Raw genomic sequence first — 22,199 nt, 5'->3', positions numbered from 1 at the left:
CATGGGACGGGGACGTTCGGACCACACACGCACGATCGAGGATGGCCCGCCGTCCCTCTCCCGTCGAGAGCGCATCCCGCCGCCCCGCACGCCCCGGGCCCACTCCCGGCCGGTGCGCGAGGGACGCCACGACGCGGCGCCGGCACGCGAGTTCACCGCCCGGCGGTACGGTCTGGTCGCGGCCGCCACCGCCCTCCAGGAGCACCCGGACACCGTCACCCGCTTCCTGCCGCCGGCGCGGCCGGGCACGGCGACCGTACGGCGGCCGTGAGCGCACCCCACCATCCGATCGGCGCGAAGGGACAACCCATGAACACCGGCAGCGGCACCGAAGCGAACCGGAACAGGGACGAGATCGACTGGCTGCGCGGCCGCATCGACGCCGTCGACTCGACGGTGATCGACCTGCTGCGCCGACGACGGGAGCTGTCCGCCCAGGTGCAGGGCCTGCGCACGGGCGAGGGCGGCGACCGGATCGACCCCGGGCGCGAGGAATTCGTCCGGAACCGGTACCGCGAGGCGCTGGGCGACGGCGGAACGGACCTCGCCGCCACGGTGCTCCGGCTCTGCCGGGGCAGCGCGGGCGGCCGGGACGACTGACCGCGGGCACGAAAAAGGACCCGGGCCGGAAGCGCTCCGACCCGGGTCCGGGCAGTGGGCCGCCAGGGGCTCGAACCCTGAACCTACGGATTAAAAGTCCGCAGCTCTGCCAATTGAGCTAGCGGCCCGCGGCCCTTCGGCCGGGCGTGCCGGTGGGAAGGACCACCGCGATCCTACCCGGTGGGGGGAGGGGCTTGGCCAGTGGATTGAGCGGGCGTGGCGGGGGTCAGGGCGCGTAGTGGGCGGCGCGGACGCGGCGGAGCCAGGCTTCGGCGGGGTGCGGGTCGGGGGCGTCGGGCAGGACGCCTGGGCGGGAGAGGCGCTCGGCGGCCTCGGCGAGCAGGGGTTCGGCGGTGGCGGGGCGGGCGGCGATGCGCTCGCCGAGTTCGCGGACGCGCTCCGGGTCGGGCAGGCGGATCAGGTTGAGGCCGCTCTCGTGCAGCCGTACGGCCTGTTCGGTGAGCCGGACGAGGTGGCGGGCGTGCTTGGCGGCCCGGCGGCGGGCCGTCGGGTCGGCGGTGTCGCGGGTGAGGAGCTTGCGGAACTGCTGGTCGGCGTAGCCGAGATACGCCTTGCGGACGGCCGGGGCGCTGAGGAAGGTCGAGCGGAGGGCGATCAGTTCCTCGCCGAGCGGGGTCCGGGTCTCGTACAACTCGTCGGGCAGCCAGACGAGTTCGGAGGCCGTCGGATTGCAGCTCAGCGCCAGCCGGCACCACTTGGCGGCCTCGTGCAGGGTGAGGTCCGGCTCGGTGGTGACCTGGGACTCCGCCGGGCGGTGCAGGCCGTGCAACTCCTCGGTGGGGACGGCGAACAGGCCCAGCCGGTCGAGGTCGGAGCCCGCGTGCGCGAAGCCGTACGCGGTGGAGCCGACGATGCCCGAGAGCAGGACGGTACCGGGGGTGGTGGGCATCGGGCGGGCTCCTTCCGGCCTCGGGAGTTGACGACATCCTTCCTGGTGGACCGCGCCCGGGCGAGCGAATTCCGGCCCCGGGCGCCCTCCGACGCCGATACTGGCCCCATGCAGCACGATCCCTCCGACACCCCGCCCGCCCTCGACGCCTCCCTCGACGCCGACGTCGACCCCGGCCTCGACACGGCCCGGCTGCGCGCCTGGTGGTCCCACCGGCAGTGGCTGGACCGCCCGCGCACCGGCGCCTCCGCCGCCGAGGTGCTGGCCGCCACCGGCTGGGCCCGCTCGGTGGGCGGCGCGGCGCCGTACCTGGGCCTGTTCGCCCGGGCCGGGCTGCACCGGGCGGAGGTGGACGCGGCGGTGGCGGAGCTGCAGGTGCACGAACTGCCCTCCGCCCGGGGCTGCACCTATGTGCTGCCGGCGGCCGACTTCGCGCTCGGCCTGGCGGCCGGGGCGGCCGCGCCGGAGTCCGAAGTGGCGGCCGCCGAGCGCCACTTGGGCGTCGCCAGGGACGAGGTCGAGAAGCTCTGCCTGGCCATCGAACGCGTCCTCGACCCCTCGGAACCCGTGGACCCCACCACCATCCGGGAGGCCGTCGGCGACGCCGTCCGCTCACTCGGCGAGGCGGGCCGCAAACGCGGGGTGTCGACCACCCTGCCGCTCGCCCTCGGGCTGATGCAGTCGCGCGGCCGGATCCGCCGAGTGCCCGTCAACGGCCGTCTGGACCAGCAGCGTTACGGCTACGTCTCCTGGGACCAGCCCGTCCGCGGGGACGCCGCCGACCTCGCCCGCCGCTACTTCGCCTGGGCGGGCCCCGCCACCCTGCGGCACTTCCGCTGGTTCTCCGGCTTCGGCGCTGCCACCGCCCGCCGGGCCGCCGCCGAGGCGGGCGCCGCTCCCGTCGCGGAGGGCTCCGAGCTACTGATCACCCCCGAACTCACCAAGGAGTTCCTGGAGTTCGAGCCCCCGGCCGACCCCCACTACACCCTGCTGGCCGGCATCGACGGCATCCACCTGCTCCACCGCGACCTGCCCCGGCTCCTCGACCCGGCCGACGCCGCCCGCCCCCTGCCCGCGGGACGGGCCGGGCGCGCCTTGGGCGGCGAGGCCGACCCGCAGACCCACCTCGTCCTCGACCGAGGCCGGATCGTGGGCCTGTGGGAGTACGACGTCGAGCGGTCCGAGATCGTGCTCCAGTCCTTCGTCCCGCCGGACGAGGCGCTGCGCGCCGCCGTCGCCCGTACCGAGGCGTTCGTCCGCGAGGAGCTCGGGGACGCGCGCGGCTTCAGCCTGGACTCCCCGAAGAGTCGCGCGCCGAAGATCGCCGCCCTGCGCGCGGCGACGCCAACTGATCGATAGAGTACGGAACATGACGACTTCCGAGGACGTCCTGATCATCACCGGCGCCGGGCGGGGCATCGGCGCCGCCACCGCCCTGCTCGCCGCCCGCCGCGGCCACCGGGTCTGCGTCAACTACCGCTCGGACGACGCCTCGGCCGCCGCCGTGGTCGACGCCGTCCGCGCCGAGGGCGGCACCGCCCTCGCCGTCCGGGCCGACGTCACCCGAGGCGCCGAGGTCGAGCGGCTGTTCGCCACCGTCGACGCCGAACTCGGGCCGCTCACCGGGCTGGTGAACAACGCGGGCACGCTGGAGAAGCAGTCCCGGCTGGAGGAGATCGACGAGGACCGGCTGACCCGCATCTGGGCCTCCAACATCACCTCGGCCTTCCTCTGCTCGGCGCAGGCCGTCCGCCGGATGTCCACCCGGTACGGCGGCAGCGGCGGCGCGATCGTCAACGTCTCCTCCGCCGCCTCTCGGATCGGCTCCCCCAACGAGTACGTCGACTACGCCGCCGCCAAGGGCGCGGTGGACTCGATGACCAGGGGCCTGGCCCTGGAGGTCGCCGCCGAGGGCGTCCGGGTCAACGCCGTGCGCCCCGGGCTGATCCACACCGACATCCACGCGCTCGGCGGCGAGCCCGGGCGGGTCGACCGCATCGCCCCCGACCTGCCGATGCGTCGCGGCGGACGGCCGGAGGAGGTCGCCGAGACGATCCTGTTCCTGCTCTCCCCCGCGGCCTCGTACACGACCGGGGCGATCCTGGACGTCGCGGGCGGGCGCTGACGCCACCGGCGGGCCCCCAGGGTCCGGACAACCCCGCGTTTCCTTCCCCCGGCCCCGCCCCGCCCGTACGGTGGGGCCATGACCGACGCCTTCATCGAGATCCCCGGTGTCCGCAACTTCCGTGACGCGGGCGGCATCGGCGCCCTCCGCACGGGCGTGCTGTACCGCTCCGGCTCCCTCCACACCCTCACCGAGGAGGGCGCCGGCCGCCTCAAGGACCTCGGCCTGCGCACCGTCGTCGACCTGCGCAGCACCTTCGAACTGGAGGTCTGGCCGGACGAGCTCCACGGGCTCGACGTCGAGTCCCTCAGCGTGCCGACCCTGCCCGCCAACCGCGAGGACCTCGACCGGCCCTGGCCCGAGGACCAGGCGTCCCTCTACCCCTTCATGGCCGAGACGGCCGGGCCCTCCCTCGCCGCCGTCGTCCGCCGCCTCGCCGAGCCGGGCGCCACTCCGGCCGTCGTCCACTGCGCCGTCGGCAAGGACCGCACGGGCCTCACCATCGCCGTCCTGCAGTCCCTCCTCGGCGCCTCGCCCGACGAGATCACCGCCGACTTCCTGCTCTCCAACATCGGCCTCGGCCTCGACAAGGGCCCCACCCCCTACATCGACGAGACCGGCTCCGAGCGCATCTCCCGCCCCATCAGCGCCGAACTCCTCGACTCCGCCCTCACCTGGATACAGACCCACCACGGAGACCTGCCCAACTACCTGGCCGCCCACGGCGTCTCCCCGGCCGAGCTCGACGCCCTCCACGCCAACCTCTCGGTCTGAGGCCCTGGCCCAGCCCCTAGCCCTGGCGTTCGAAGCGCCACCACTGGGTGGGGGCGTCGAGGTCCTCCCACTGGTGGACGGGGTCGGTGGGGGTTCGGCGGCGGTGAGGGCCTTGCCGCTGACGAAGCTGGTGACGGTGTAGGTGCCCGGGGCGTCGACGTGGGCCTCGAGGAGCCACTCCTGGGCGCCGAAGGCGTTGGCGGACCACTGCTGGATCGGGACGCCGTCCTCGGTGGCGGCTCCGGTGACGTCGAGGCGCTTTCCGCTGCCCGCATTCTCCAGGTGGACGAGCGCGCCGCCCGGGTGGACGGCGGTGAGGTGCCACAGCTGGGCCTCGGAGCCGTCGTCGGCGCCCTGGCGGACGCGGGCGCCGAGGCGCTTGGAGCCGTCCGCGACCTCCAGCAGCAGACCGCTGCCGACGTTGCGGATCAGGTAGCTGCCGTCGGTCACCGGGGTGTTGGCGTTCGCGGAGTCAGTCACGCTCGAAGTCTCCCACCGACCACCGACGGGCCTCGTACCCGAAGACCCCCGCCAGCACCGCCGCCACCGCGCCCACCTGGTCCGTCGCGGAGACGGAGGCGCCCAGCGGCACGGCGGCGAGGACCAGGGCCGCGCCGAGCAGCCGGGCCCGGTTGGGCCGCAGGGCGAAGAACCGGCGGATCGCCGCGTTGACGACCAGGTACAGCGCGACGCCCCCGGAGAGCGCGGCGGCCTGCGGCAGGGTGCTCGCCGCCCCCGGGTGGGCGACCGCGGCCTTGACCCCGGCGGCGAACAGCAGCACGCCGAGCAGCAGCCCGAAGTGCCCGAGGTAGTACACGAGCACGGCGGCCCGGTTGCGCTCGGCGTCGGACAGCGAGGCCATGTGGTGCTCGGCGCGGGCGTCGTCGTCGTGCCCGAAGTACGCCCACCAGAGCCCGACGCAGACGCTCAGGCTGAGCAGGGCGACGGCGATCAGCGAGGGCCCGAGGCCGAGCGCCCCCGCGCCGACGCCGATGGCGATCACCGACTCGCCGAACGCGATGATCATGATCAGCCCGTGCCGCTCCACGAAGTGGTCGGAGCGCAGCCGGAACGCGGGCAGCCGGGCGGCCCTCTGCGTCACGTACTGCATCGCGAACGCCGCCGTCCAGAAGACGAGTTGGACCGTCCCGGTCAGGTACCCGCCGGTCACCACCAGGCCCCCGAGGGCGAGGTTGGCCGCGCCCATCCGCAGTACGGACTCCGGCGCCACCCCGGCCGCGCCGAACATCCCGGTGTGCAGGACGACCACCGCCAGGTACGCCCAGCCGAAGGCCGCGCCGCTGCCCTGGAAGGCGTGCGGGACGGACAGCGAGATCACCAGGAAGGCGCCCATCGCCAGCATCAGCAGCCCGCGCCGACCGTGGGTGCTCGGCGGCATGGCGTTGGTCAGCCAGATGAACGCGTCGTACATCCACCAGATCAGCGCCAGCATGACCATCACCTGGGCCAGCCCGCCGGGGGTGAGGTGGTGGGCGAGGCTGCCGGTGAGCTGGGTGACGGTGAAGACGAAGACGAGGTCCAGGAAGAGTTCGAGCGGGGCCACCTTCAGGGCGGGCTCGACGGCGGAGGCTATGGGCACGGCGGCGGACGAGGCGGTCCGGGGAGGCACGGTCACGGCGCGAGTATCCGGCACCGGGCCCCCGCCCCGCCCGGGTTTCCGGGGGACGGGCCGGTCGGTCGCCGAGCCCCCGGGCTTCTCGGCCGCCGAACCCGGGCTCCTGGCCGCCGAACCGGGCGGCTCAGCCCCCGAACCGGGCCTCGAAGGCGGCCCGGTTGGCCGAGACCGCGTTGCGGTCCCAGACCGCGAACACCACCCGCTCGAAGGCCGCCCCGTACCGGTCCAGCGCGCCCTCGAACGCCTCGGCGACCTGCGCCGGGTCGTTGCGGAACACCCCGCAGCCCCAGGCCCCGAGCACCAGCGTGCGCACCTCGTGCCGGGCGGCGGCGGCCAGCACCCGCAGCGCCCGCTCGGCGAGCACCTCGCGCACGTTCGCCCCGCGCATGTTCACCCCGCGCACGTTCACCCCGGCCGAACGGCGTTCCAGTTGCCCGGCGTTGGGGGCGGGCGAGGTCAGGAAGGTGACGGGGTACGGCCGCGCGAGCAGCTCGCCGCGCCCGCCGCGCACCACCGGCACGCCGGGCGAGACGATCACCCGGTGGCTGTAGCGCAGGTCGTCGGAGGCGCGGTGGGCCTCGTAGTAGTCGGGCGCCTCCAGCAGGCAGGTGTACAGCAGCGCGCTGCGGCACAGGTCCTCCTCCTGGGCACGGGCGCCGCGCAGGTACCCGCCGCCGGGGTTACGGGCGGAGGCGAAGTTCAGCACCCCGACCGGACCGACCCCGGCCCCGACCAGCCTCCGGGCCGCCTCGATGCTGCCCTCGGCCGTCACCTCGACCCGCCCGGCGCCCAGCGGCCCCGGCTCCCCGCCCGCGCGCAGCAGCGCGTCGAGAGCGGCGGGCGCGTACGACACCGTGCCGGCCCGCGCCGCCGCCAACTGCTCCCCCACCTGCACGAGTTCGCCCCCGTCGGCCCGGTAGCTCCCCCGCTCGGCGATCTGCTCGTTCACTCGCGCCACTTCATGCAGTCGACTGCTCATGCCCGCGACGCTACGGGACTACCGCTCCCGCCCGCCACAGGTTATTCTCACTCCCAGAACAACGCCTCGCTGAGCAGCAGGGGTCGGTGTTCGGGGGGAAACAGGGGGGAATCGGGGGAACACGAAGGGCCCGCTCCGGCGAACGGAGCGGGCCCTTCGTGTCACCCGGTCGCCCGGCGGTCGGTGACCGCCGGGCGACCGGTCAGTGATCAGTTCTTCCAGCGCGGCTTGCGGTCCTCGCGGCCGAAGCCACCACCGGCGCGGCGGTCGTCGCCACGGTCACGGTTGAAGCCACCGCGGTCGTCACGGTCGCGGTTGAAGCCGCCGGACGCCTGCGGGCGGCCACCGGAGCGGTGGTCGTCGCGGCGCGAGAACGGACGGCTGCTGCCGCCGCGCTCGTCGCGGTCACGGCCGAAGGAGGGGCGGTCACCGAAGGACGGGCGGTCGCCGAACGAGCGGGCCGGACGGTCGCCGAAGGAGCGGGCGCCGCGGTCGTCACGGTTGTCGCGGTTGAAGCCGCCGGTGCGACGGTCGTCACCACGGTCGCGGTTGAAACCACCGGTACGGCGGTCGTCACCACGGTCACGGTTGAAGCCACCGCGGTCGTCACGGTTGTCGCGGTTGAAACCACCGGTGCGACGGTCGTCACCACGGTCGCGGTTGAAACCACCGGTACGGCGGTCGTCACCACGATCACGGTTGAAGCCACCGCGGTCGTCACGGTTGTCGCGGTTGAAACCACCCGAACGACGGTCGTCACCACGGTCACGGTTGAAACCACCCGAACGACGGTCGTCGCCGCGGTCACGGTTGAAACCACCCGAACGACGGTCGTCGCCGCGGTCGCCACGGTCACGGTCGCGGCCGAAGGCCGGACGCTCGGTGCCCGCCTCGCGGTACGCCGGGGTGCGCTCCTCGGCCTGCGGCGCGGCGGCGACGACCGGAGCCTGCTCGGCGGTCTCCTCGGACGACTCCTCCGACACGGCCGGGGCCTCGTCCTCGATGCCCAGGTCGGCCCGCTCGCGCGCCGCACGGGCGGCCAGGCGGTCGGCCTCGTCGCGCAGCTCGGTGGTGCGGCGCTGCGCGCGCTCCAGCTGGCGGGTCATGTCGGCGAGCTCGCGCTCGGCGGCACCGGCGATGTTGGCGGCGCTCTCGGCCTGGACCTCGGTGAGCGAGCGGGCGCCGGTGATCTTGGCGACCTCGGCGTCGAAGGCGTGGTCCAGGATGTGGCGGCTGGCGTCGACGCCCGCGTCCTCCATCAGGCGGAAGACGCCGCGGCGCTGGTGCGGCAGCACCAGGGTGACGACGGCGCCGGAGCGGCCGGCACGGGCGGTGCGGCCGGAGCGGTGCAGGTAGTCCTTGTGGTCGCCGGCCGGGTCCACGTTGAGGACCAGGTCGATGCCGTCGACGTGGATGCCGCGGGCGGCGACGTCGGTGGCGACGACGACGTTGACGTAGCCGTCCTTGAAGTCGCCGAGGACGCGGGTACGGGCGCCCTGGGTCATGCCGCCGTGCAGCGCGTCGGCCTTCACACCGGCCTCGATGAGCTGCTCGGCGACGCGGTCGGCGCCCATCTGGGTGCGGACGAAGATGATCGTGCGGCCCTTGCGGGCGGCGATCGCGTTGGTGATCGGCGCCTTGTCCTTGGGCTTCACCACGAGGATGTGGTGGGTCATGGTGGTGACGGCGCCGGCCGACGGGTCGACCTCGTGGGTGACCGGGTTCTTGAGGTAGCGCTTGACCAGGGTGTCGATCTCGTTCTCCAGGGTGGCGGAGAACAGCAGGCGCTGGCCGCCGGCCGGCACCTGGTCGAGGATCTCGGTGACCTCGGGCAGGAAGCCCATGTCGGCCATCTGGTCGGCCTCGTCGAGGACGACGGTCTTGACGTCGGCCAGCTTGGCGGAGCCGCGGTTCAGCAGGTCGCGCAGACGGCCGGGGGTGGCGACGAGGACGTCGACGCCGCGCTCCAGCGCGTAGATCTGGTTCGACATCGAGGTGCCGCCGCAGACGACCTTGAGCTTGAGGCCGAGCACCGAGCCGAAGGGCTCCAGGGCGTCGGCGACCTGCATGGCCAGCTCGCGGGTCGGGACGAGGATCAGGCCGCGCGGGTGCTTGGGCTTGGTGCGCTCGCCGTCGGCGAGGCGGGTCAGCAGCGGCAGGCCGAAGCTGAGGGTCTTGCCGGAGCCGGTGCGGCCACGGCCCAGCACGTCCTTGCCGGCCAGGGCGTCCGGGATGGTCGCGGCCTGGATCGGGAACGGGGTGGTGACGCCGCGCTTGGCGAGGGCGCGCACGACGTCGTCGTGCAGGCCCAGGTCGCCGAAGGTGAGGGTGGGCTCGGCGTCCTCCTCGACGCTCTCCTCGACCTCGGCGGTCTCGGTGGCGTCGACGGCGTCGGCGGAGTCGGTGGTCTCGACGGCCTCGGGGGCCTCGATCAGGGTCTCGGTGGTGTCGGCGGCGGTGTCGGTGACATCGGCGGCGGCCTCGTTCGCGGGCATGGCGAAGCGGGCGTCGTCAACGAGAGACATGTAAAACCTTCCGGAAGTGGCACGCGCCAAAGTCCGGGGTTCTGTTTCACAACCGCCTCTATGCGGTCAGCCACGGATCGCCGGAACGCGCCAAGGGCGCCAGATGGATGTAGGGCGCCAGTCAAATGGATCAAACGAACGATCTACCACCATAGACGAACCTCCGGATCGGAGGCAAATGCCCTGGCCAGCTCCCTAATGCCCACCTGCGCGCGGACTCGGCGCCGAAGAACCGGAGCTTCCGGCGGTGGGTTCCGGGGTCCCGGGCGTGGTCGAGGGCGGCGGGGTGTGCTCCGGCTCGGGGGAACCGGTCGGGTGGACGCTCGGGCCCGCCGAGGGCGAACTCCCGGAGCCTCCTGGGGCTCCCGTACCGCCGGAACCGCCGGAACCGGTTGTCGTGCCGCCGCCGGGATGGGGCGCGGGACTGGTGTTCGCGCCGCTGCCCGCACCGCCACCGCCCGGCGCGCCGTCCGGGGCGCCCGCCCCCGGCACCGGCACCACGCCGGTCACCGCGCCGGGCGCACCCTCACCCGGTGCGCCGGGGACGCCCGCCCCCGGCGCGTTCTCGGCCTGCAAGCCCCCCTGGCGCTCCGCGTGCCCCGCCGCACCACCCAGGTGCCCCGCCCCGGGGGAGGCGGAGGCACCGCCCGACGCCCCGGGACGGCCCGCCGGACCGGCCTGCCCGACCGGCGCCACGCCGTGCTTCTCCTCCGCGGCCGAGCCCACCGACATGCACCCGGTCAGCCCGAGCCCCGCCACCGCCAGCACCGCGGCCGCCCGCAGCACCCGTCCCGACCGGCCGGACCGCCGGGTCCGCTCCGCCCGCACCGACCGCGCCGACCGGACCGCCCGCACCACACGCACCGAAGCCACCGAGTTCCCTCTCTGACGCCCCGCCCGGGCCGCCCGTGCCGCGGCCGCTTTCGGTGCCCAACGCGCGCCCACCCCGGCGGGACACGGGACGTACGGCAGGAAGGTTCCGCCAAGCGGCCACCGCGCGGCCCGTACGGCTGCCGGCCCCGGAGCCCTCAGGCCCCGGAACTCACAGCCCTCGGAACTCACAACCCTCGGAACTCACAACCCCCGCCACTCTCAGACCCCGGAGCTCGCAGCCCCCGAAGTCCTCAGCCCCAGAGCGCCGAGGCCAGCTCCGCCCCCGCGTACACCGCCGCCAGCCCGGCCACCACGCTCCCCGCCACGTTCGCCACCGCGTACCGCCCGGCCCCCGACTCGGCCAGCCGCAGCGTCTCGTACGAGAACGTCGAGTACGTCGTCAGCGCCCCGCAGAACCCCGTCCCGACCAGCAGTTGGACGTGCGAGGAGGCCGCCCCGGCCGCCACCGCCCCCGTCAGCGTGCCGAGCACCAGGCAGCCGACCACGTTCACCGCGAACGTCCCCCACGGGAACACCGAGTCGTGCCGGGACTGCACCGCCCGGTCCGTCAGGTACCTCAGCGGGGCGCCGACCACCGCACCCGCCACCACCAGCAGCCAGTTCACTCCCCGGCCCCCGCGCCCCCGTCGCCGCCGCGCCCCGCGTACCGGACGACCTCGCACCGCTCCAGCGTCACCAGCCCCTCCGCCACCAGCCCGTCCAGCCGCGGCAGGAACGCCCGCACCCGCTCCTCCTCGTCCACGATCACCACCGCCACCGGCAGGTCCTCGCTCAGCGACAGCAGCCGCGAGGTGTGCACCACCGACGAGGCCCCGAAGCCCTCGATCCCCCGGAACACGCTCGCCCCGGCCAGCCCTGCCGCCCGCGCCCGGTGCACGATCTCGTTGTAGAGCGGCCGGTGGTGCCAGGTGTCGCTCTCGCCCACCAGCACCGTCAGCCGCAGCGCCGGCCCGCTCAGCCGCCTCGCGCCGCTCACCGCGCACCGACCCGAGGCACCCGGCGCAGCAGACGCCTGGTCAGCACCGCCGCCGCCCACACCGCTCCGAGCGCGCCCAGCAGCGTCAGCCCCAGGTACGCGAGCCCCGGCCCGAGCCGCCCGGCCTCCAGCAGCCGGCGGATGTCCACCGCGTACGTCGAGAAGGTGGTGAACCCGCCCAGCACCCCGGTGCCGAAGAACGGCCGCAGCAGCGGATGCGCGGGCCGCCCCTCGGTGATCACCACCAGGAACACCCCGATCACCGCGCAGCCGACCACGTTGACCAGCAGCGTCGTCCACGGGAACGCCTCGGGCGCCGTCCCCCACAGCAGCCCGGCCCCGTACCTCGCGAGGGCTCCGATCGCGCCGCCGACGGCGATCACCGCCACCGCGGGCCCCTGCCCGCGCAGCACCGCCGGCCGGACCGGAGCCGTCCGGCCCGCCGCGTCGTCCACCACGTCCTCCGAGGTCGTCACAGCCCCATCAAACACCGGCCCCGACCGCCTGGCACACCGTCACCGCAGACCCGACAATGTTCCGGTGGAGATGACCCGGGAAGAGTTCGAGACGCTGGTCAGCGATGCGCTGGACCAGATTCCCCCGCAGCTCGCGGCCATGATGGACAACGTCGCGGTCTTCGTCGAGGACGAACCCGAGGACCCGGGCGACCCCGAACTCCTCGGCCTCTACGAGGGCACCCCCCTCACCGAGCGCGGCGAGTGGTACGCGGGCGTCCTGCCCGACCGCATCCTGATCTACCGCGGCCCCACCCTGCGCTTCTGCGACACCCGCGAGCAGGTGGTCGAGGAGGTCCGCACCACCGTGATCCACGAGGTCGCCCACCACTTCGGCTTCGACGACCACGAGCTCGACGAACTCGGCTGGTCCTGACCCTCTCCCCGGCCACCCCACCCCCACCCGGCCGAAACCCGTTTTGGCGATCCGCCCGGCATCCCATATGCTTCTCGACGTCCCCGAACGCCGGAAACGGCACAAGGAACGGCCGCAAGCCCTCATCGTCTAGTGGCCCAGGACGCCGCCCTTTCAAGGCGGTAGCACGGGTTCGAATCCCGTTGGGGGCACGTAGTACCGTATGAAAAAGTGCAGTGCCGCAAGACCTGAGTGGTTCCCACCACTTCAAGGTCCCGTGGAGCAGTTGGTTAGCTCGCCACCCTGTCAAGGTGGAGGTCGCGGGTTCAAGTCCCGTCGGGATCGCTCGTCTCTCAGGAGACGGTGCAGTACGGCCAGGTAGCTCAGTTGGTACGAGCGTCCGCCTGAAAAGCGGAAGGTCGCCGGTTCGACCCCGGCCCTGGCCACAGTGAGGAAGGCCCCGGAGAGATCACTCTCCGGGGCCTTTCGCCGTTCCCGGCCTCGTTCTCAGCCTGGTTCTCAGTCCCGTTCCCGCCTGGTTCTCACCCGGCGAGGGCTTCGGTGGCGTCGGCTTCGGGGAGCCAGTCGCGGGCGGGGTCGTATTCGAGCCAGCGGCGGGTGCGGCCGGTGGTGGCGAAGGCGTGGAGGAGGGCGGGGACGGCGGGGTCGGGGCGGTCGCGGCGCCAGACGAGGGACCAGGCGTAGAGCGGGGTCGGGTCGGTCAGGGGGACGACGGTGAGGCCCCGGCCGGGGGCCAGGGGCAGCTCCGAGGGCAGCAGGGTGAAGCCGTCGGGGGTGGTGCGGACCTGGTCGAGGAGGTGGTCCAGCCCGAGGTTGGCCTCGCCCGGGAGGACGGGGACGTCGAACTGCTCGGCGAAGCGGCCCAGGAAGTCCAGCCGTCCGGCCGCCGCGGGGAGGATCAGCCGCAGGGCCGAGAGCCGGGCGGGCCGCAGTTCGGGCTCGGCCGCCAGCGGGTGGTCGGAGGCGATCACCGCGTCCACCGGTTCCAGCCGGACGAGGCGGTGGGCGAGGCCCTCGTCGAGGCTCTCACCGAAGGTGTGGAACCGGCCGAATCCGGCGCCGACCTCCCCGCGGGCCAGGGCCGCCGCCACGCCCGGCAGGTCGCGTCCGGGCCCGACCTCGACGTGCAGACCGGCGGCGGCGTCCAGGGCTTCGCGCACGGTACGCAGCGGCGCGTACAGGTGCCCCCACACGTCGAGCCTGGTCGGACGCCCGCCCTGGCGCACCGCCTCCACCGCCGCCGCCCCCGCGTCGAGCGCGGCGCGGGCGGGGGTGAGGAACCGGGCTCCGGCGGGCGTGAGCCGGACGCCGCTGCGGTCGCGGTCGAGGAGCCGGGTGCCGAGGGCCTCCTCCAGCCGGGCGACGCGCTTGGACAGGCCCTGCTGGGTGAGCGAGAGCGACTCCGCCGCCCGGCGGAAGTGCAGGTGCTCGGCGGCCGCCACGAAGGCGCGCACCTGGGCGAGGTCGAGGTCCACGGGAGCCATCATCCCTGACAGCCGACAGCTGACAACCGACGGCTGTCGAAAGCGGTGTCCGGTTGTTGGCCGCCGCCCCGGCCCCGGGGGTTTGCTGATGCCCGGCCGGAAGGGGACCGGCGGGGAACGAGCGAAGGGCCGTGGAGATGAAGGCGTTTGTGGCGACCGGACGGTCCGACCGGACGGTGGAGTTCGCCGAGGTGGAGGTGCCCGAGCCGAGGGCGGACGAAGCCCTGGTCAAGGTCGACGCGTACTCCGTGAACCGGGGCGAGACCTTCCAGCTGGAGAGCCCGCCTCCCGGCTGGCGGCCGGGCAAGGACGTCGCGGGCCTGGTCGTCCAGGCGGCCGCCGACGGGTCGGGGCCCGCGGTCGGCCGGCGGGTGGTCGCCCACCCGCCGGCCGCGGGCTGGGCCGAGTACGTCGCCGTGCCGACCGGTTCGCTGGCCCGGCTGCCCGAGCGGGTCACGGCGGCCCAGGCCGCCGCCCTGCCGCTGGCGGGGATCACCGCCCTGCGCCTGCTGCGCGCGGCGGGCAGCGTCACCGGCAAGCGCGTCCTGCTGACCGGGGCCTCCGGCGGCGTCGGCCACTACCTCGTGGAACTCGCCGCCGCCGCAGGGGCCCTGGTGACGGCGGTGAGCTCCTCGACGGAGCGCGGCGAGCGGCTGGCGGAGCTCGGGGCGGCCTCGGTCGTCCGGCGGGTCGAGGAGGCCGAGGGCCCCTTCGACCTGGTGCTGGAGTCGACCGGCGGCGCGAACCTCCCGCTCGCCCTCGCCCGGCTGGCGCCGCGCGGCGAGCTGATCTGGTTCGGCCAGGCCAGCCGGAAGCCCGTGGAGCTGGACTTCTTCGCCTTCTTCGCCGGCCCGGCCTCCGCGACCGTACGGCACTTCAGCTACGCCGACTCCGACCAGCCGTACGCCGCCGACCTGGAGACCCTGGTCCGGCTGGTCGCCGAGGGCCGGCTGCACCCGGAGATCGGCCGGGTGGAGGACTGGAGCCGCACGGCCGAGGTCCTCGAGGACCTGCGCGAGCGCCGCGTCCGCGGCAACGCCGTCCTCACCCTCTCCTGAACCGAACCCTCCTGAACCGAACCCTCCCGCACCGAACCCTCCAGAACCGAACCCTCCCGAACCGACCCGACCCGACCCGACCCACCGAACTCACGCTCGAGGAGCCCGAGATGACCACCCGTGACCCCCGCACCGTCGTCGCCGACTACGTCAACGCCGTCGCCGAGGGCGACCTGCCGACCATCCTCGCCAGCTTCGCCGAGGACGTGACCTGGACCTACCCCGGGGACCTCCCGATGACCGGCGTGTGGCGCGGCCGCGACGCCGTCGTCAACGACTTCCTCGGCTCGGGCGCCACCCTCCTCGCCCCCGGCACCACGGTCGAGATCGAGCTGACCAACGTGATCGCCGACGGCGAGCAGGTCGTCGCCGAGTGGACCGCGAAGGGCACCACCCTGCACGGCCACCGCTACGACAACGCCTGCCTGGGCATCTTCACCGTCCGGGGCGGGGTGATCACCGCCGTCCGCGAGTACCTGGACACCCAGCACGCCGAGCGCACCCTGTTCGCGGGCCCGCGGCCCGAGGGCCCCGACGCCTGACCGCGACCAGAGGGGTCAGGAGCTGCGGAACCACCCGGTGTCGGTGCCCAGCACCGCGCCGTCCGCACCGTAGTAGGTGAAGGTCTCCGCGTCCGAGCCGGGCTTCTTGGCGATGGCGAACCACCGGGTGCCGGAGTCCGCGACGGCGACGGGCACCGCCTCGGTGGCGCCCCCGGTGCGCCAGGTGACGACGATCCTGGCGACCTTGGGCTTGACCCCGGCGACGACCACCGGCGAGTCGCCCATCTCCCCGCCCTTGAAGCCGAGCATCGATCCGCCGACGTCGGTGGGGCTGCTGGAGCCGTCGCGGGCGCCGGGGGTGCCGGGGGCGGGGACCGGGTGCGTGGAGTCGTCCACCTGCCGCTTGCCGTCCACGGTGAGGTAGTGGTTCACCTGGTCCATGTCGGGCCGCCAGGAGCGGTCGATCTGGGCCTCGGTGAGCGGCGGCAGCTGCGGGATGGCCGCGTGCCGGTCCTCGAAGATCAGCTGCGCCTGCCGGTGGGCGGCCTCCTTGGTGGGGGCGGCGGGCCACAGCGCGGCCCACGCCTGCCAGGTGTGGCCGTCCCGGGTGCCCTCGCCGAGCTTCACCCGGATCGGGGTGTACGGGTCCCGTGCGGGCGTGGGCGTGGCGCTGGGCACGGAGCCGGGCGTGACGGGTGCGGCAACCGTGGTCGGCGCGGCGGCCACGGTGACGTCCGCGCCCGACCCCCGTCCGGTCGCGAACACCACCCCCCCGCCGACCGCCGCCACCAGCGCCGCGGCCGCCCCGGCGGTCACCAGGCGACGGCGCAGCAGCCGCCGCCGGCCCCCGGCGACCAGCCGGTCGTACGGCACCGGCCCGATCTCCACGCTGCCGGCCAGCTCCCCCAGCCGGGCCGAAGCCTCGGCGGCCGCGGATGCCTCCGAAGCCCCCTCGGGCTTCCCGGCTCCGAACACGGACTCCTCGTTCATCTCCCACCTCCGACGTTGGTCAGTCCACTGAGCGAGGAGACCCCCCGCAGCTTGGCCAGCCCGCGCGCGGCCTGGCTCTTCACCGTGCCGACCGAGCAGCCCATGGCCGCCGCGGTCTGGGTCTCGGAGAGGTCCTCCCAGTACCGCAGCACCACGGCCTGCCGCTGCCCGGGCGGCAGCGTGCCGAGGGCGGCGAGCAGCGCGGCCCGGTCCTCGGTGTCCGGCCCGGCCGGCGCGGGCCGGTCGGGGACGTCGGTGACCAGCTGTTCGGGGGGCCGGCGCCGCCGGAACCGTCTGGCGTGCTCGTTGATCAGGATGCGGCACACGTACGCGTACGGATCGTCGGCCGCCCGGACCCTTCCCCAGGCGACGTACGCCCGCTCCATCGCCTGCTGGACCAGGTCCTCCGCCCCGTGGCGTTCCCCCGCGAGCAGATAGGCCGATCGGTACAGCCTGCTCCACACCCCGCCGGCGAACGCCCGGAACTCCTCGTCCCGTGCGCTCTTCTGGGCTTCCATGGGCACCTCCTCACCCCCTCCGATCCCGTCCGCCCCGCGAACCGTTGCATCCCGGCGGACGGGCGCTGTTCGCGGGAGCCCGGCGGAGGCTGTGACACTGGAGGGGCTCGAAAACCGAGGTGCGCGCCACCGTGCCTCCTTGCGAACCTAGAGGGATGCCCGCAGTGAGTTCTCCCGCAGCCCAGTCCACCTCCGCCGACACCGTGCAGACCGCCGGGCCCGGCATCGGTGAGCTGGCCGCCCGTCTGCCCGAACTGACCCTGCGCGACCAGGTGCGGATCGGGCGCCGGCTGGAGGGGGCCCGCCGGGTCCGCAAGCCGGAGGCCCGGCAGAAGATCGCCGACGAGATCGCCGGCGAGATCGACCGCGCCGAGCTGCTGCTGGAGCAGCGCCGCGGCGCCGTGCCGAGGATCAGCTATCCCGCCGAGCTTCCGGTCAGCCAGAAGAAGGACGAGATCCTGGCGGCGATCCGCGACCACCAGGTGGTGATCGTCGCGGGCGAGACCGGTTCCGGCAAGACGACGCAGATCCCGAAGATCTGTCTGGAGCTTGGCCGCGGCGTGCGCGGCCTGGTGGGCCACACCCAGCCGCGCCGGATCGCGGCCCGTACGGTGGCCGACCGCGTCGCGGAGGAGCTGAACACCCCGCTGGGCGAGGCGGTCGGCTGGAAGGTCCGGTTCACCGACCAGGTCGGCCCGCAGACGCTGGTCAAGCTGATGACGGACGGCATCCTGCTGGCGGAGATCCAGACGGACCGCGATCTTCACCAGTACGACACCCTGATCATCGACGAGGCGCACGAGCGCAGCCTCAACATCGACTTCCTGCTCGGCTACCTCAAGCAGCTGCTCCCCCGCCGCCCCGACCTCAAGGTCGTGATCACCTCCGCGACCATCGACCCGGAGCGCTTCGCCCGCCACTTCGGCGACGCCCCGATCGTCGAGGTCTCCGGCCGCACCTACCCGGTGGAGGTCCGCTACCGCCCGATCGTCGAGGAGAACGACGAGGACGAATCCGACGACGCGGACCGCGACCGCGACCAGGTGCAGGCGATCTGCGAGGCCGCCGAGGAGCTCCAGGCCGAGGGCCCGGGCGACATCCTGGTCTTCCTCTCCGGCGAGCGGGAGATCCGCGACACCGCCGACGCCCTCACCAAGCTGAAGCTGAGGAACACCGAGATCCTCCCCCTGTACGCCCGCCTCAGCTCCGCCGAGCAGCACCGGGTGTTCCAGCGCTCCACCAGCCGCCGGATCGTCCTGGCCACCAACGTGGCCGAGACCTCGCTGACCGTCCCCGGCATCAAGTACGTGATCGACCCGGGCACGGCCCGCATCTCCCGCTACAGCCACCGCACCAAGGTGCAGCGGCTGCCGATCGAGGCGATCAGCCAGGCCAGCGCCAACCAGCGCAAGGGCCGCTGCGGCCGCACCTCGGACGGCATCTGCATCCGGCTGTACTCGGAGGAGGACTTCCTCTCCCGCCCCGAGTTCACCGACGCCGAGATCCTGCGCACCAACCTGGCCTCGGTGATCCTGCAGATGACGGCGGCGGGCCTCGGCGACATCGCCGCCTTCCCGTTCCTGGACCCGCCGGACTCGCGCAACATCAAGGACGGCGTCCACCTGCTGCACGAACTGGGCGCCCTCGACCCGGAGGAGAAGGACCCGCGCAAGCGCCTCACCACCCTGGGCCGCAAGCTGGCCCAGCTCCCGGTGGACCCGCGGATGGCCCGCATGGTGCTGGAGGCCGACAGGAACGGCTGCGTGCGCGACGTGATGGTGATCGCCGCCGCGCTCTCCATCCAGGACCCGCGCGAGCGCCCGGCGGAGAAGCGCCAGGCCGCCGACGAGCGGCACCGCCGCTTCAACTCGGAGACCTCGGACTTCCTCTCCTTCCTCTCGATGTGGCGCTACGTGCGCGAGCAGCAGCGGGAGTTGTCCTCCTCCGCGTTCCGCCGGATGTGCAAGTCGGAGTTCCTGAACTACCTCCGGATACGGGAGTGGCAGGACATCTACACCCAACTCCGTACGGTGGCGAAGCAGTTGGGCGTCACCATCGAGGAGCCCCACCCCGACGCCGAGCCGGACGCGGACCGCATCCACCAGTCGCTGCTGGCCGGCCTGCTCTCCCACATCGGCCTGTACGACGTGGAGAAGCGCGAGTACGGCGGCGCCCGCGGCGCCCGCTTCGCGGTGTTCCCGGGCTCGGGCCTGTTCAAGAAGCCCCCGCGCTGGGTGATGTCCGCCGAGCTGGTGGAGACCTCCCGCCTCTGGGCGCGGATCAACGCCAAGATCGAGCCGGAGTGGGTCGAGCCGCTCGCCGGCCACCTGATCAAGCGCAGCTACAGCGAGCCGCACTGGGAGAAGAAGGCCGGCGCCGTCCTGGCGTACGAGAAGGTCACCCTGTACGGGATGCCGGTCGTCGCCCAGCGCAAGGTCAACTACGGCAGGATCGACGCGGAGCTGTGCCGCGAGCTGTTCATCCGCAACGCCCTGGTCGAGGGCGACTGGGAGACCCACCACCGCTTCTTCGCGGAGAACCGCAAGCTGCTCGGCGAGGTCGAGGAGCTGGAGAACCGGGCCCGCCGCCGCGACATCATGGTGGACGACCAGACCCTCTTCGACTTCTACGACGCCCGGCTGCCCGAGGACGTCGTCTCCACCCGGCACTTCGACTCCTGGTGGAAGAAGGCCCGGCACGACCAGCCGGACCTGCTGAACTTCGAGAAGTCGATGCTGATCAACGACGCCGCCGGCGGCGTCACCGAGGCCGACTACCCGGACCACTGGCAGCAGGGCAAGCTGCGCTTCCAGCTGACGTACCAGTTCGAGCCGGGCAGCGACGCGGACGGCGTGACCGTCCACATCCCGCTGCCGGTGCTCAACCAGGTCACCGCGGAGGGCTTCGACTGGCAGATCCCGGGCCTGCGGGAGGAACTGGTCACCGCCTACATCAAGTCGCTGCCGAAGGCGATCCGGCGCAACTTCGTCCCCGCGCCGGACTTCGCCAAGGCGGCGCTGCGCGCGGTGAAGGACCGCCAGGAGCCGCTGCTCCCGGCCCTGGAGCACGCCCTGAAGCGCCTGACGGCGATCACCGTGCCCCCGGACGCCTGGGACGACTCCCGGGTGCCGGACCACCTCAAGGTGACCTTCCGGGTGGTGGACGGCAAGCGCAGGCTCGCCGAGTCCAAGGACCTGGAGGAGCTGCGGCTCAGGCTCAAGCCCAAGCTCAAGGAGACGCTCTCCTCGGCCGCTTCGGGCCGGGGCATCGAGCAGAGCGGGCTGACGGCCTGGCCGGCCTCGCTGCCGGTGCTGCAGCGCACCTTCGAGCAGCGCTCCAAGGGCCACTCGCTGCGCGCCTACCCGGCACTGGTGGACGAGGGCGCCTCGGTGGGCGTGAAGCTGTTCGACACCCCGGAGGCGCAGCAGCAGGCGATGTGGGAGGGCACCCGGCGGCTGCTGATGCTGACCACCACCTCCCCCGCGAAGTCCATCCAGGGCCGCCTGGGCAACCAGGCCAAGCTGGCGCTCTCGCACAGCCCCCACGGCTCGATCGCTGCCCTGTTCGAGGACGTGGTCGCCGCCGCGACGGACCGGCTGACGGCCCTGGCCGGCGGCCCGGCCTGGGACGAGGCGGCCTTCGACAAGCTCCACGACAAGGTGCGCGCGGACCTGTACGACCTGTCCGCCGACACCACCCTGAAGACGGCGACGGCGCTGATCGCCTTCCACAAGGCGTCGACCCGGCTGAAGTCGGTGAGCAGCCCGGTGCTGCTGAACGCGGTGAACGACGTCCGGCTGCACCTGGCCTCCCTGGTGCACCCCGGCTTCGTGACGGCCACCACCTGGCAGCGGCTGCCGGACCTCAAGCGCTACCTGCTGGCGGTGGACCGCCGCCTGGAGGCGCTGCCCAACCACCCGCAGCGCGACGCCCAGCAGCTGCTGAAGGTGCAGCAGGTGCAGCAGGCGTACGGGGAGCTGCTGGCGGCCGTGCCGGCGGGCCGGCAGCCCTCCGAGGAGGTGCGGGCGATCCGCTGGATGATCGAGGAGCTGCGGGTCAGCTTCTTCGCCCAGGGACTGGGGACGCCGAGCCCGGTCTCGGAGAAGCGGATCATGAAGGCGATGGAGGCTGCCCGGGCAGCGCTCTGAGCTGCGGGTGGGCCTCCAGGGGCCAGTTCGACCTGGAGGCCCACCATGGGCTACGATCTGTCTTGTTCGCAGCGCGGCAAGCGAGTGAACGAGATCAGAACACTCTGGTCCTGTGGAGCAGTTGGTTAGCTCGCCACCCTGTCAAGGTGGAGGTCGCGGGTTCAAGTCCCGTCAGGATCGCCGTAGTGCCGGAGGCCCGGAACCGTCAGGTTCCGGGCCTCCGGCTTTTTGACACTCCGGCTTGTACCCCGGACTAGGTCTAGACCACAAGACACGGTGCGCGTGACGGTCGTCACCCGACCCCTCCGGAGAACGGGCGTCCTCCGCCCCATCCGAGGCGCCGTTAATTTAATATGTAAAATTGCACTGATATTCACTGTAAATCCCCCCCGCATCACGCGCATCGAATCGTTATCCGGAGTTCAACATTCCGTCACCTGGGACACCGGCGCCGGGTACGACAAAGGGGCCGCTTACCGGACCCGGCGGAGTCCGGTAAGCGGCCCCTTTAAAGAGCCTTAGGCCGCTGGCAGCGGCTATGCCTCGGTGCGCTGGGCGGGAATCCCGGCCAGCAGAGCACGCACCTCCGCCTCGCGGTAACGGCGGTGACCACCGAGCGTGCGGATCGACGTCAGCTTGCCCGCCTTGGCCCAGCGGGTGACCGTCTTCGGGTCAACGCGGAACATGGTGGCAACCTCTGCCGGCGTCAGCAGGGGCTCAGCATCAGGGGTACGAGCGGTCATGAGCGGCCTCCTCGGGAGAACCGAACCAGGGCGGTTCTATCCTTCAAATTCTGCACCTTGGCCCGCGATGCCCGAAATGGCATAGACGGGCCGAGTCGGTTATAGGACGAACGGCTTGTCCTGGTGTCTACAACTACACCATCCGTCCAGCCCTATCGACCAAACCGCCAAAATTGACCCCTCACGGGTTCAAGGCCGACGGATGGCGATGGACCACCCCATAACGGACAGTCACTCGGTGATGACGACCGGTTACGGTGGGACCAGACCCTCCGTTTCCCCGCAAAGCACGCATCGACTCCAGAACCACCCAAAAGTGGGCACGCTCACGTGAAGTTGGGCTGGTTGTCCCATTTTTGCACATAGGGGTTAGTTCGCGTCAACGGTGAGTAGTGTCACGTTCGACAGGTATTGACCCGAACCGGGACCTTGGTCATCGGTTCCC

General features: G+C 72.9%; 21 protein-coding genes, 5 tRNA genes and 1 pseudogene. 14 read left to right on the top strand and 13 right to left on the bottom strand.

Annotation, left to right across the window (positions count from 1 at the left end):
• Nucleotides 1–112 precede the first annotated feature (112 nt).
• Complete coding sequence (locus tag IH61_RS47090; RefSeq protein WP_158845169.1) at nucleotides 113–271, top strand: hypothetical protein; 159 nt, start codon at nucleotides 113–115, stop codon at nucleotides 269–271.
• A 38-nt stretch (nucleotides 272–309) separates the two neighbouring features.
• Entirely contained in the window at nucleotides 310–600 is a 291-nt protein-coding gene (locus tag IH61_RS46115; RefSeq protein WP_051837653.1) for a chorismate mutase, read from the top strand.
• A 55-nt stretch (nucleotides 601–655) separates the two neighbouring features.
• On the opposite strand, the gene IH61_RS0121875 is transcribed toward IH61_RS46115, so the two are convergent.
• Nucleotides 656–728: transfer RNA gene (locus IH61_RS0121875), tRNA-Lys, on the bottom strand.
• A gap of 98 nt (nucleotides 729–826) precedes the next feature.
• Nucleotides 827–1,510 (bottom strand): DNA polymerase beta superfamily protein, encoded by a 684-nt coding sequence (locus tag IH61_RS0121870; protein ID WP_031072351.1) that lies wholly within the window; start codon nucleotides 1,508–1,510, stop codon nucleotides 827–829.
• A 108-nt stretch (nucleotides 1,511–1,618) separates the two neighbouring features.
• Between IH61_RS0121870 and IH61_RS0121865 the strand changes: the two genes are divergently transcribed.
• From IH61_RS0121865 to IH61_RS0121855, 3 genes are all read left to right on the top strand, one after another.
• Nucleotides 1,619–2,869 (top strand): DNA glycosylase AlkZ-like family protein, encoded by a 1,251-nt coding sequence (locus IH61_RS0121865; RefSeq protein WP_078911295.1) that lies wholly within the window; start codon nucleotides 1,619–1,621, stop codon nucleotides 2,867–2,869.
• Nucleotides 2,870–2,879: 10 nt separating this feature from the next.
• Nucleotides 2,880–3,635, top strand: coding sequence for an SDR family oxidoreductase (locus IH61_RS0121860; RefSeq protein ID WP_031072338.1), 756 nt, complete (start codon nucleotides 2,880–2,882; stop codon nucleotides 3,633–3,635).
• Nucleotides 3,636–3,713: 78 nt separating this feature from the next.
• Nucleotides 3,714–4,409: a tyrosine-protein phosphatase gene (locus tag IH61_RS0121855; RefSeq protein WP_031072336.1), complete on the top strand. Its 696-nt coding sequence runs from the start codon at nucleotides 3,714–3,716 to the stop codon at nucleotides 4,407–4,409.
• Nucleotides 4,410–4,565: 156 nt separating this feature from the next.
• Here IH61_RS0121855 and IH61_RS50005 read toward each other — a convergent pair.
• The 4 genes and pseudogenes from IH61_RS50005 to IH61_RS0121840 all read right to left on the bottom strand — a co-directional run.
• Nucleotides 4,566–4,859: pseudogene (locus IH61_RS50005) on the bottom strand (RICIN domain-containing protein); the annotation flags it as partial.
• A 22-nt stretch (nucleotides 4,860–4,881) separates the two neighbouring features.
• Entirely contained in the window at nucleotides 4,882–6,045 is a 1,164-nt protein-coding gene (locus IH61_RS0121850) for a low temperature requirement protein A (protein ID WP_051837651.1), read from the bottom strand.
• Nucleotides 6,046–6,169: 124 nt separating this feature from the next.
• On the bottom strand, nucleotides 6,170–7,024 hold the full coding sequence (locus tag IH61_RS0121845; RefSeq protein WP_031072332.1) for a TIGR02452 family protein: 855 nt from the start codon (nucleotides 7,022–7,024) through the stop codon (nucleotides 6,170–6,172).
• Between the two features lie 209 nt (nucleotides 7,025–7,233).
• Nucleotides 7,234–9,549 (bottom strand): DEAD/DEAH box helicase, encoded by a 2,316-nt coding sequence (locus tag IH61_RS0121840; protein WP_031072331.1) that lies wholly within the window; start codon nucleotides 9,547–9,549, stop codon nucleotides 7,234–7,236.
• 397 nt (nucleotides 9,550–9,946) lie between these two features.
• On the opposite strand from IH61_RS0121840, the gene IH61_RS49625 reads away from it, so the two are divergent.
• On the top strand, nucleotides 9,947–10,438 hold the full coding sequence (locus tag IH61_RS49625) for a hypothetical protein (RefSeq protein WP_158845166.1): 492 nt from the start codon (nucleotides 9,947–9,949) through the stop codon (nucleotides 10,436–10,438).
• Between the two features lie 235 nt (nucleotides 10,439–10,673).
• On the opposite strand, the gene crcB (IH61_RS0121830) is transcribed toward IH61_RS49625, so the two are convergent.
• From crcB (IH61_RS0121830) to crcB (IH61_RS0121820), 3 genes are read right to left on the bottom strand one after another with little or no spacing between them, the layout of a single operon-like run.
• A complete protein-coding gene (gene crcB / locus IH61_RS0121830; protein ID WP_031072330.1) occupies nucleotides 10,674–11,048 on the bottom strand; it encodes a fluoride efflux transporter CrcB in 375 nt (124 codons plus the stop codon).
• Entirely contained in the window at nucleotides 11,045–11,419 is a 375-nt protein-coding gene (locus tag IH61_RS0121825) for a DUF190 domain-containing protein (RefSeq protein ID WP_031072329.1), read from the bottom strand. The genes crcB (IH61_RS0121830) and IH61_RS0121825 overlap by 4 nt, the downstream gene beginning before the upstream one ends.
• A complete protein-coding gene (crcB, locus tag IH61_RS0121820) occupies nucleotides 11,416–11,895 on the bottom strand; it encodes a fluoride efflux transporter CrcB (protein ID WP_051837650.1) in 480 nt (159 codons plus the stop codon). Before crcB (IH61_RS0121820) ends, IH61_RS0121825 begins: the two co-directional genes overlap by 4 nt.
• 70 nt (nucleotides 11,896–11,965) lie before the next feature.
• Here crcB (IH61_RS0121820) and IH61_RS0121815 point away from each other — a divergent pair, with 70 nt between their 5' ends.
• The 4 genes from IH61_RS0121815 (at nucleotide 11,966) to IH61_RS0121800 (ending at nucleotide 12,735) form a co-directional block, all read left to right on the top strand.
• Complete coding sequence (locus tag IH61_RS0121815) at nucleotides 11,966–12,310, top strand: metallopeptidase family protein (RefSeq protein WP_031072327.1); 345 nt, start codon at nucleotides 11,966–11,968, stop codon at nucleotides 12,308–12,310.
• Nucleotides 12,311–12,428: 118 nt separating this feature from the next.
• Nucleotides 12,429–12,501, top strand: a tRNA-Glu gene (locus IH61_RS0121810).
• A gap of 59 nt (nucleotides 12,502–12,560) precedes the next feature.
• A tRNA-Asp gene (locus IH61_RS0121805) sits at nucleotides 12,561–12,634 on the top strand.
• A 27-nt stretch (nucleotides 12,635–12,661) separates the two neighbouring features.
• Nucleotides 12,662–12,735 (top strand) — tRNA-Phe (locus IH61_RS0121800).
• 96 nt (nucleotides 12,736–12,831) lie between these two features.
• On the opposite strand, the gene IH61_RS0121795 is transcribed toward IH61_RS0121800, so the two are convergent.
• Nucleotides 12,832–13,794, bottom strand: coding sequence for a LysR family transcriptional regulator (locus IH61_RS0121795; protein WP_324607612.1), 963 nt, complete (start codon nucleotides 13,792–13,794; stop codon nucleotides 12,832–12,834).
• A 137-nt stretch (nucleotides 13,795–13,931) separates the two neighbouring features.
• Between IH61_RS0121795 and IH61_RS0121790 the strand changes: the two genes are divergently transcribed.
• Both IH61_RS0121790 and IH61_RS0121785 read left to right on the top strand, forming a co-directional pair.
• Entirely contained in the window at nucleotides 13,932–14,852 is a 921-nt protein-coding gene (locus IH61_RS0121790) for a zinc-binding dehydrogenase (RefSeq protein WP_031072324.1), read from the top strand.
• A 110-nt stretch (nucleotides 14,853–14,962) separates the two neighbouring features.
• Nucleotides 14,963–15,394 (top strand): nuclear transport factor 2 family protein, encoded by a 432-nt coding sequence (locus IH61_RS0121785; RefSeq protein ID WP_031072321.1) that lies wholly within the window; start codon nucleotides 14,963–14,965, stop codon nucleotides 15,392–15,394.
• Nucleotides 15,395–15,409: 15 nt separating this feature from the next.
• On the opposite strand, the gene IH61_RS0121780 is transcribed toward IH61_RS0121785, so the two are convergent.
• Nucleotides 15,410–16,345: a hypothetical protein gene (locus IH61_RS0121780; protein WP_031072319.1), complete on the bottom strand. Its 936-nt coding sequence runs from the start codon at nucleotides 16,343–16,345 to the stop codon at nucleotides 15,410–15,412.
• A complete protein-coding gene (locus IH61_RS0121775) occupies nucleotides 16,342–16,863 on the bottom strand; it encodes a SigE family RNA polymerase sigma factor (RefSeq protein WP_031072317.1) in 522 nt (173 codons plus the stop codon). The genes IH61_RS0121780 and IH61_RS0121775 overlap by 4 nt, the downstream gene beginning before the upstream one ends.
• 155 nt (nucleotides 16,864–17,018) lie before the next feature.
• On the opposite strand from IH61_RS0121775, the gene hrpA reads away from it, so the two are divergent.
• Together hrpA and IH61_RS0121765 are read left to right on the top strand one after the other, a co-directional pair.
• On the top strand, nucleotides 17,019–21,011 hold the full coding sequence (gene hrpA / locus IH61_RS0121770) for an ATP-dependent RNA helicase HrpA (protein ID WP_078911293.1): 3,993 nt from the start codon (nucleotides 17,019–17,021) through the stop codon (nucleotides 21,009–21,011).
• Between the two features lie 106 nt (nucleotides 21,012–21,117).
• A tRNA-Asp gene (locus tag IH61_RS0121765) sits at nucleotides 21,118–21,191 on the top strand.
• Nucleotides 21,192–21,547: 356 nt separating this feature from the next.
• Here the strand turns inward: IH61_RS0121765 and bldC are convergent.
• Entirely contained in the window at nucleotides 21,548–21,754 is a 207-nt protein-coding gene (bldC, locus tag IH61_RS0121760; RefSeq protein WP_014137253.1) for a developmental transcriptional regulator BldC, read from the bottom strand.
• Nucleotides 21,755–22,199: the final 445 nt, after the last annotated feature.

This window comes from Streptomyces sp. NRRL WC-3742 (assembly GCF_000720635.1).
Lineage (GTDB): Bacteria > Actinomycetota > Actinomycetes > Streptomycetales > Streptomycetaceae > Kitasatospora.
The sequence above is the reverse complement of the archived record's forward strand: the minus strand, read 5'-3'. Positions and strand labels throughout refer to the sequence as shown.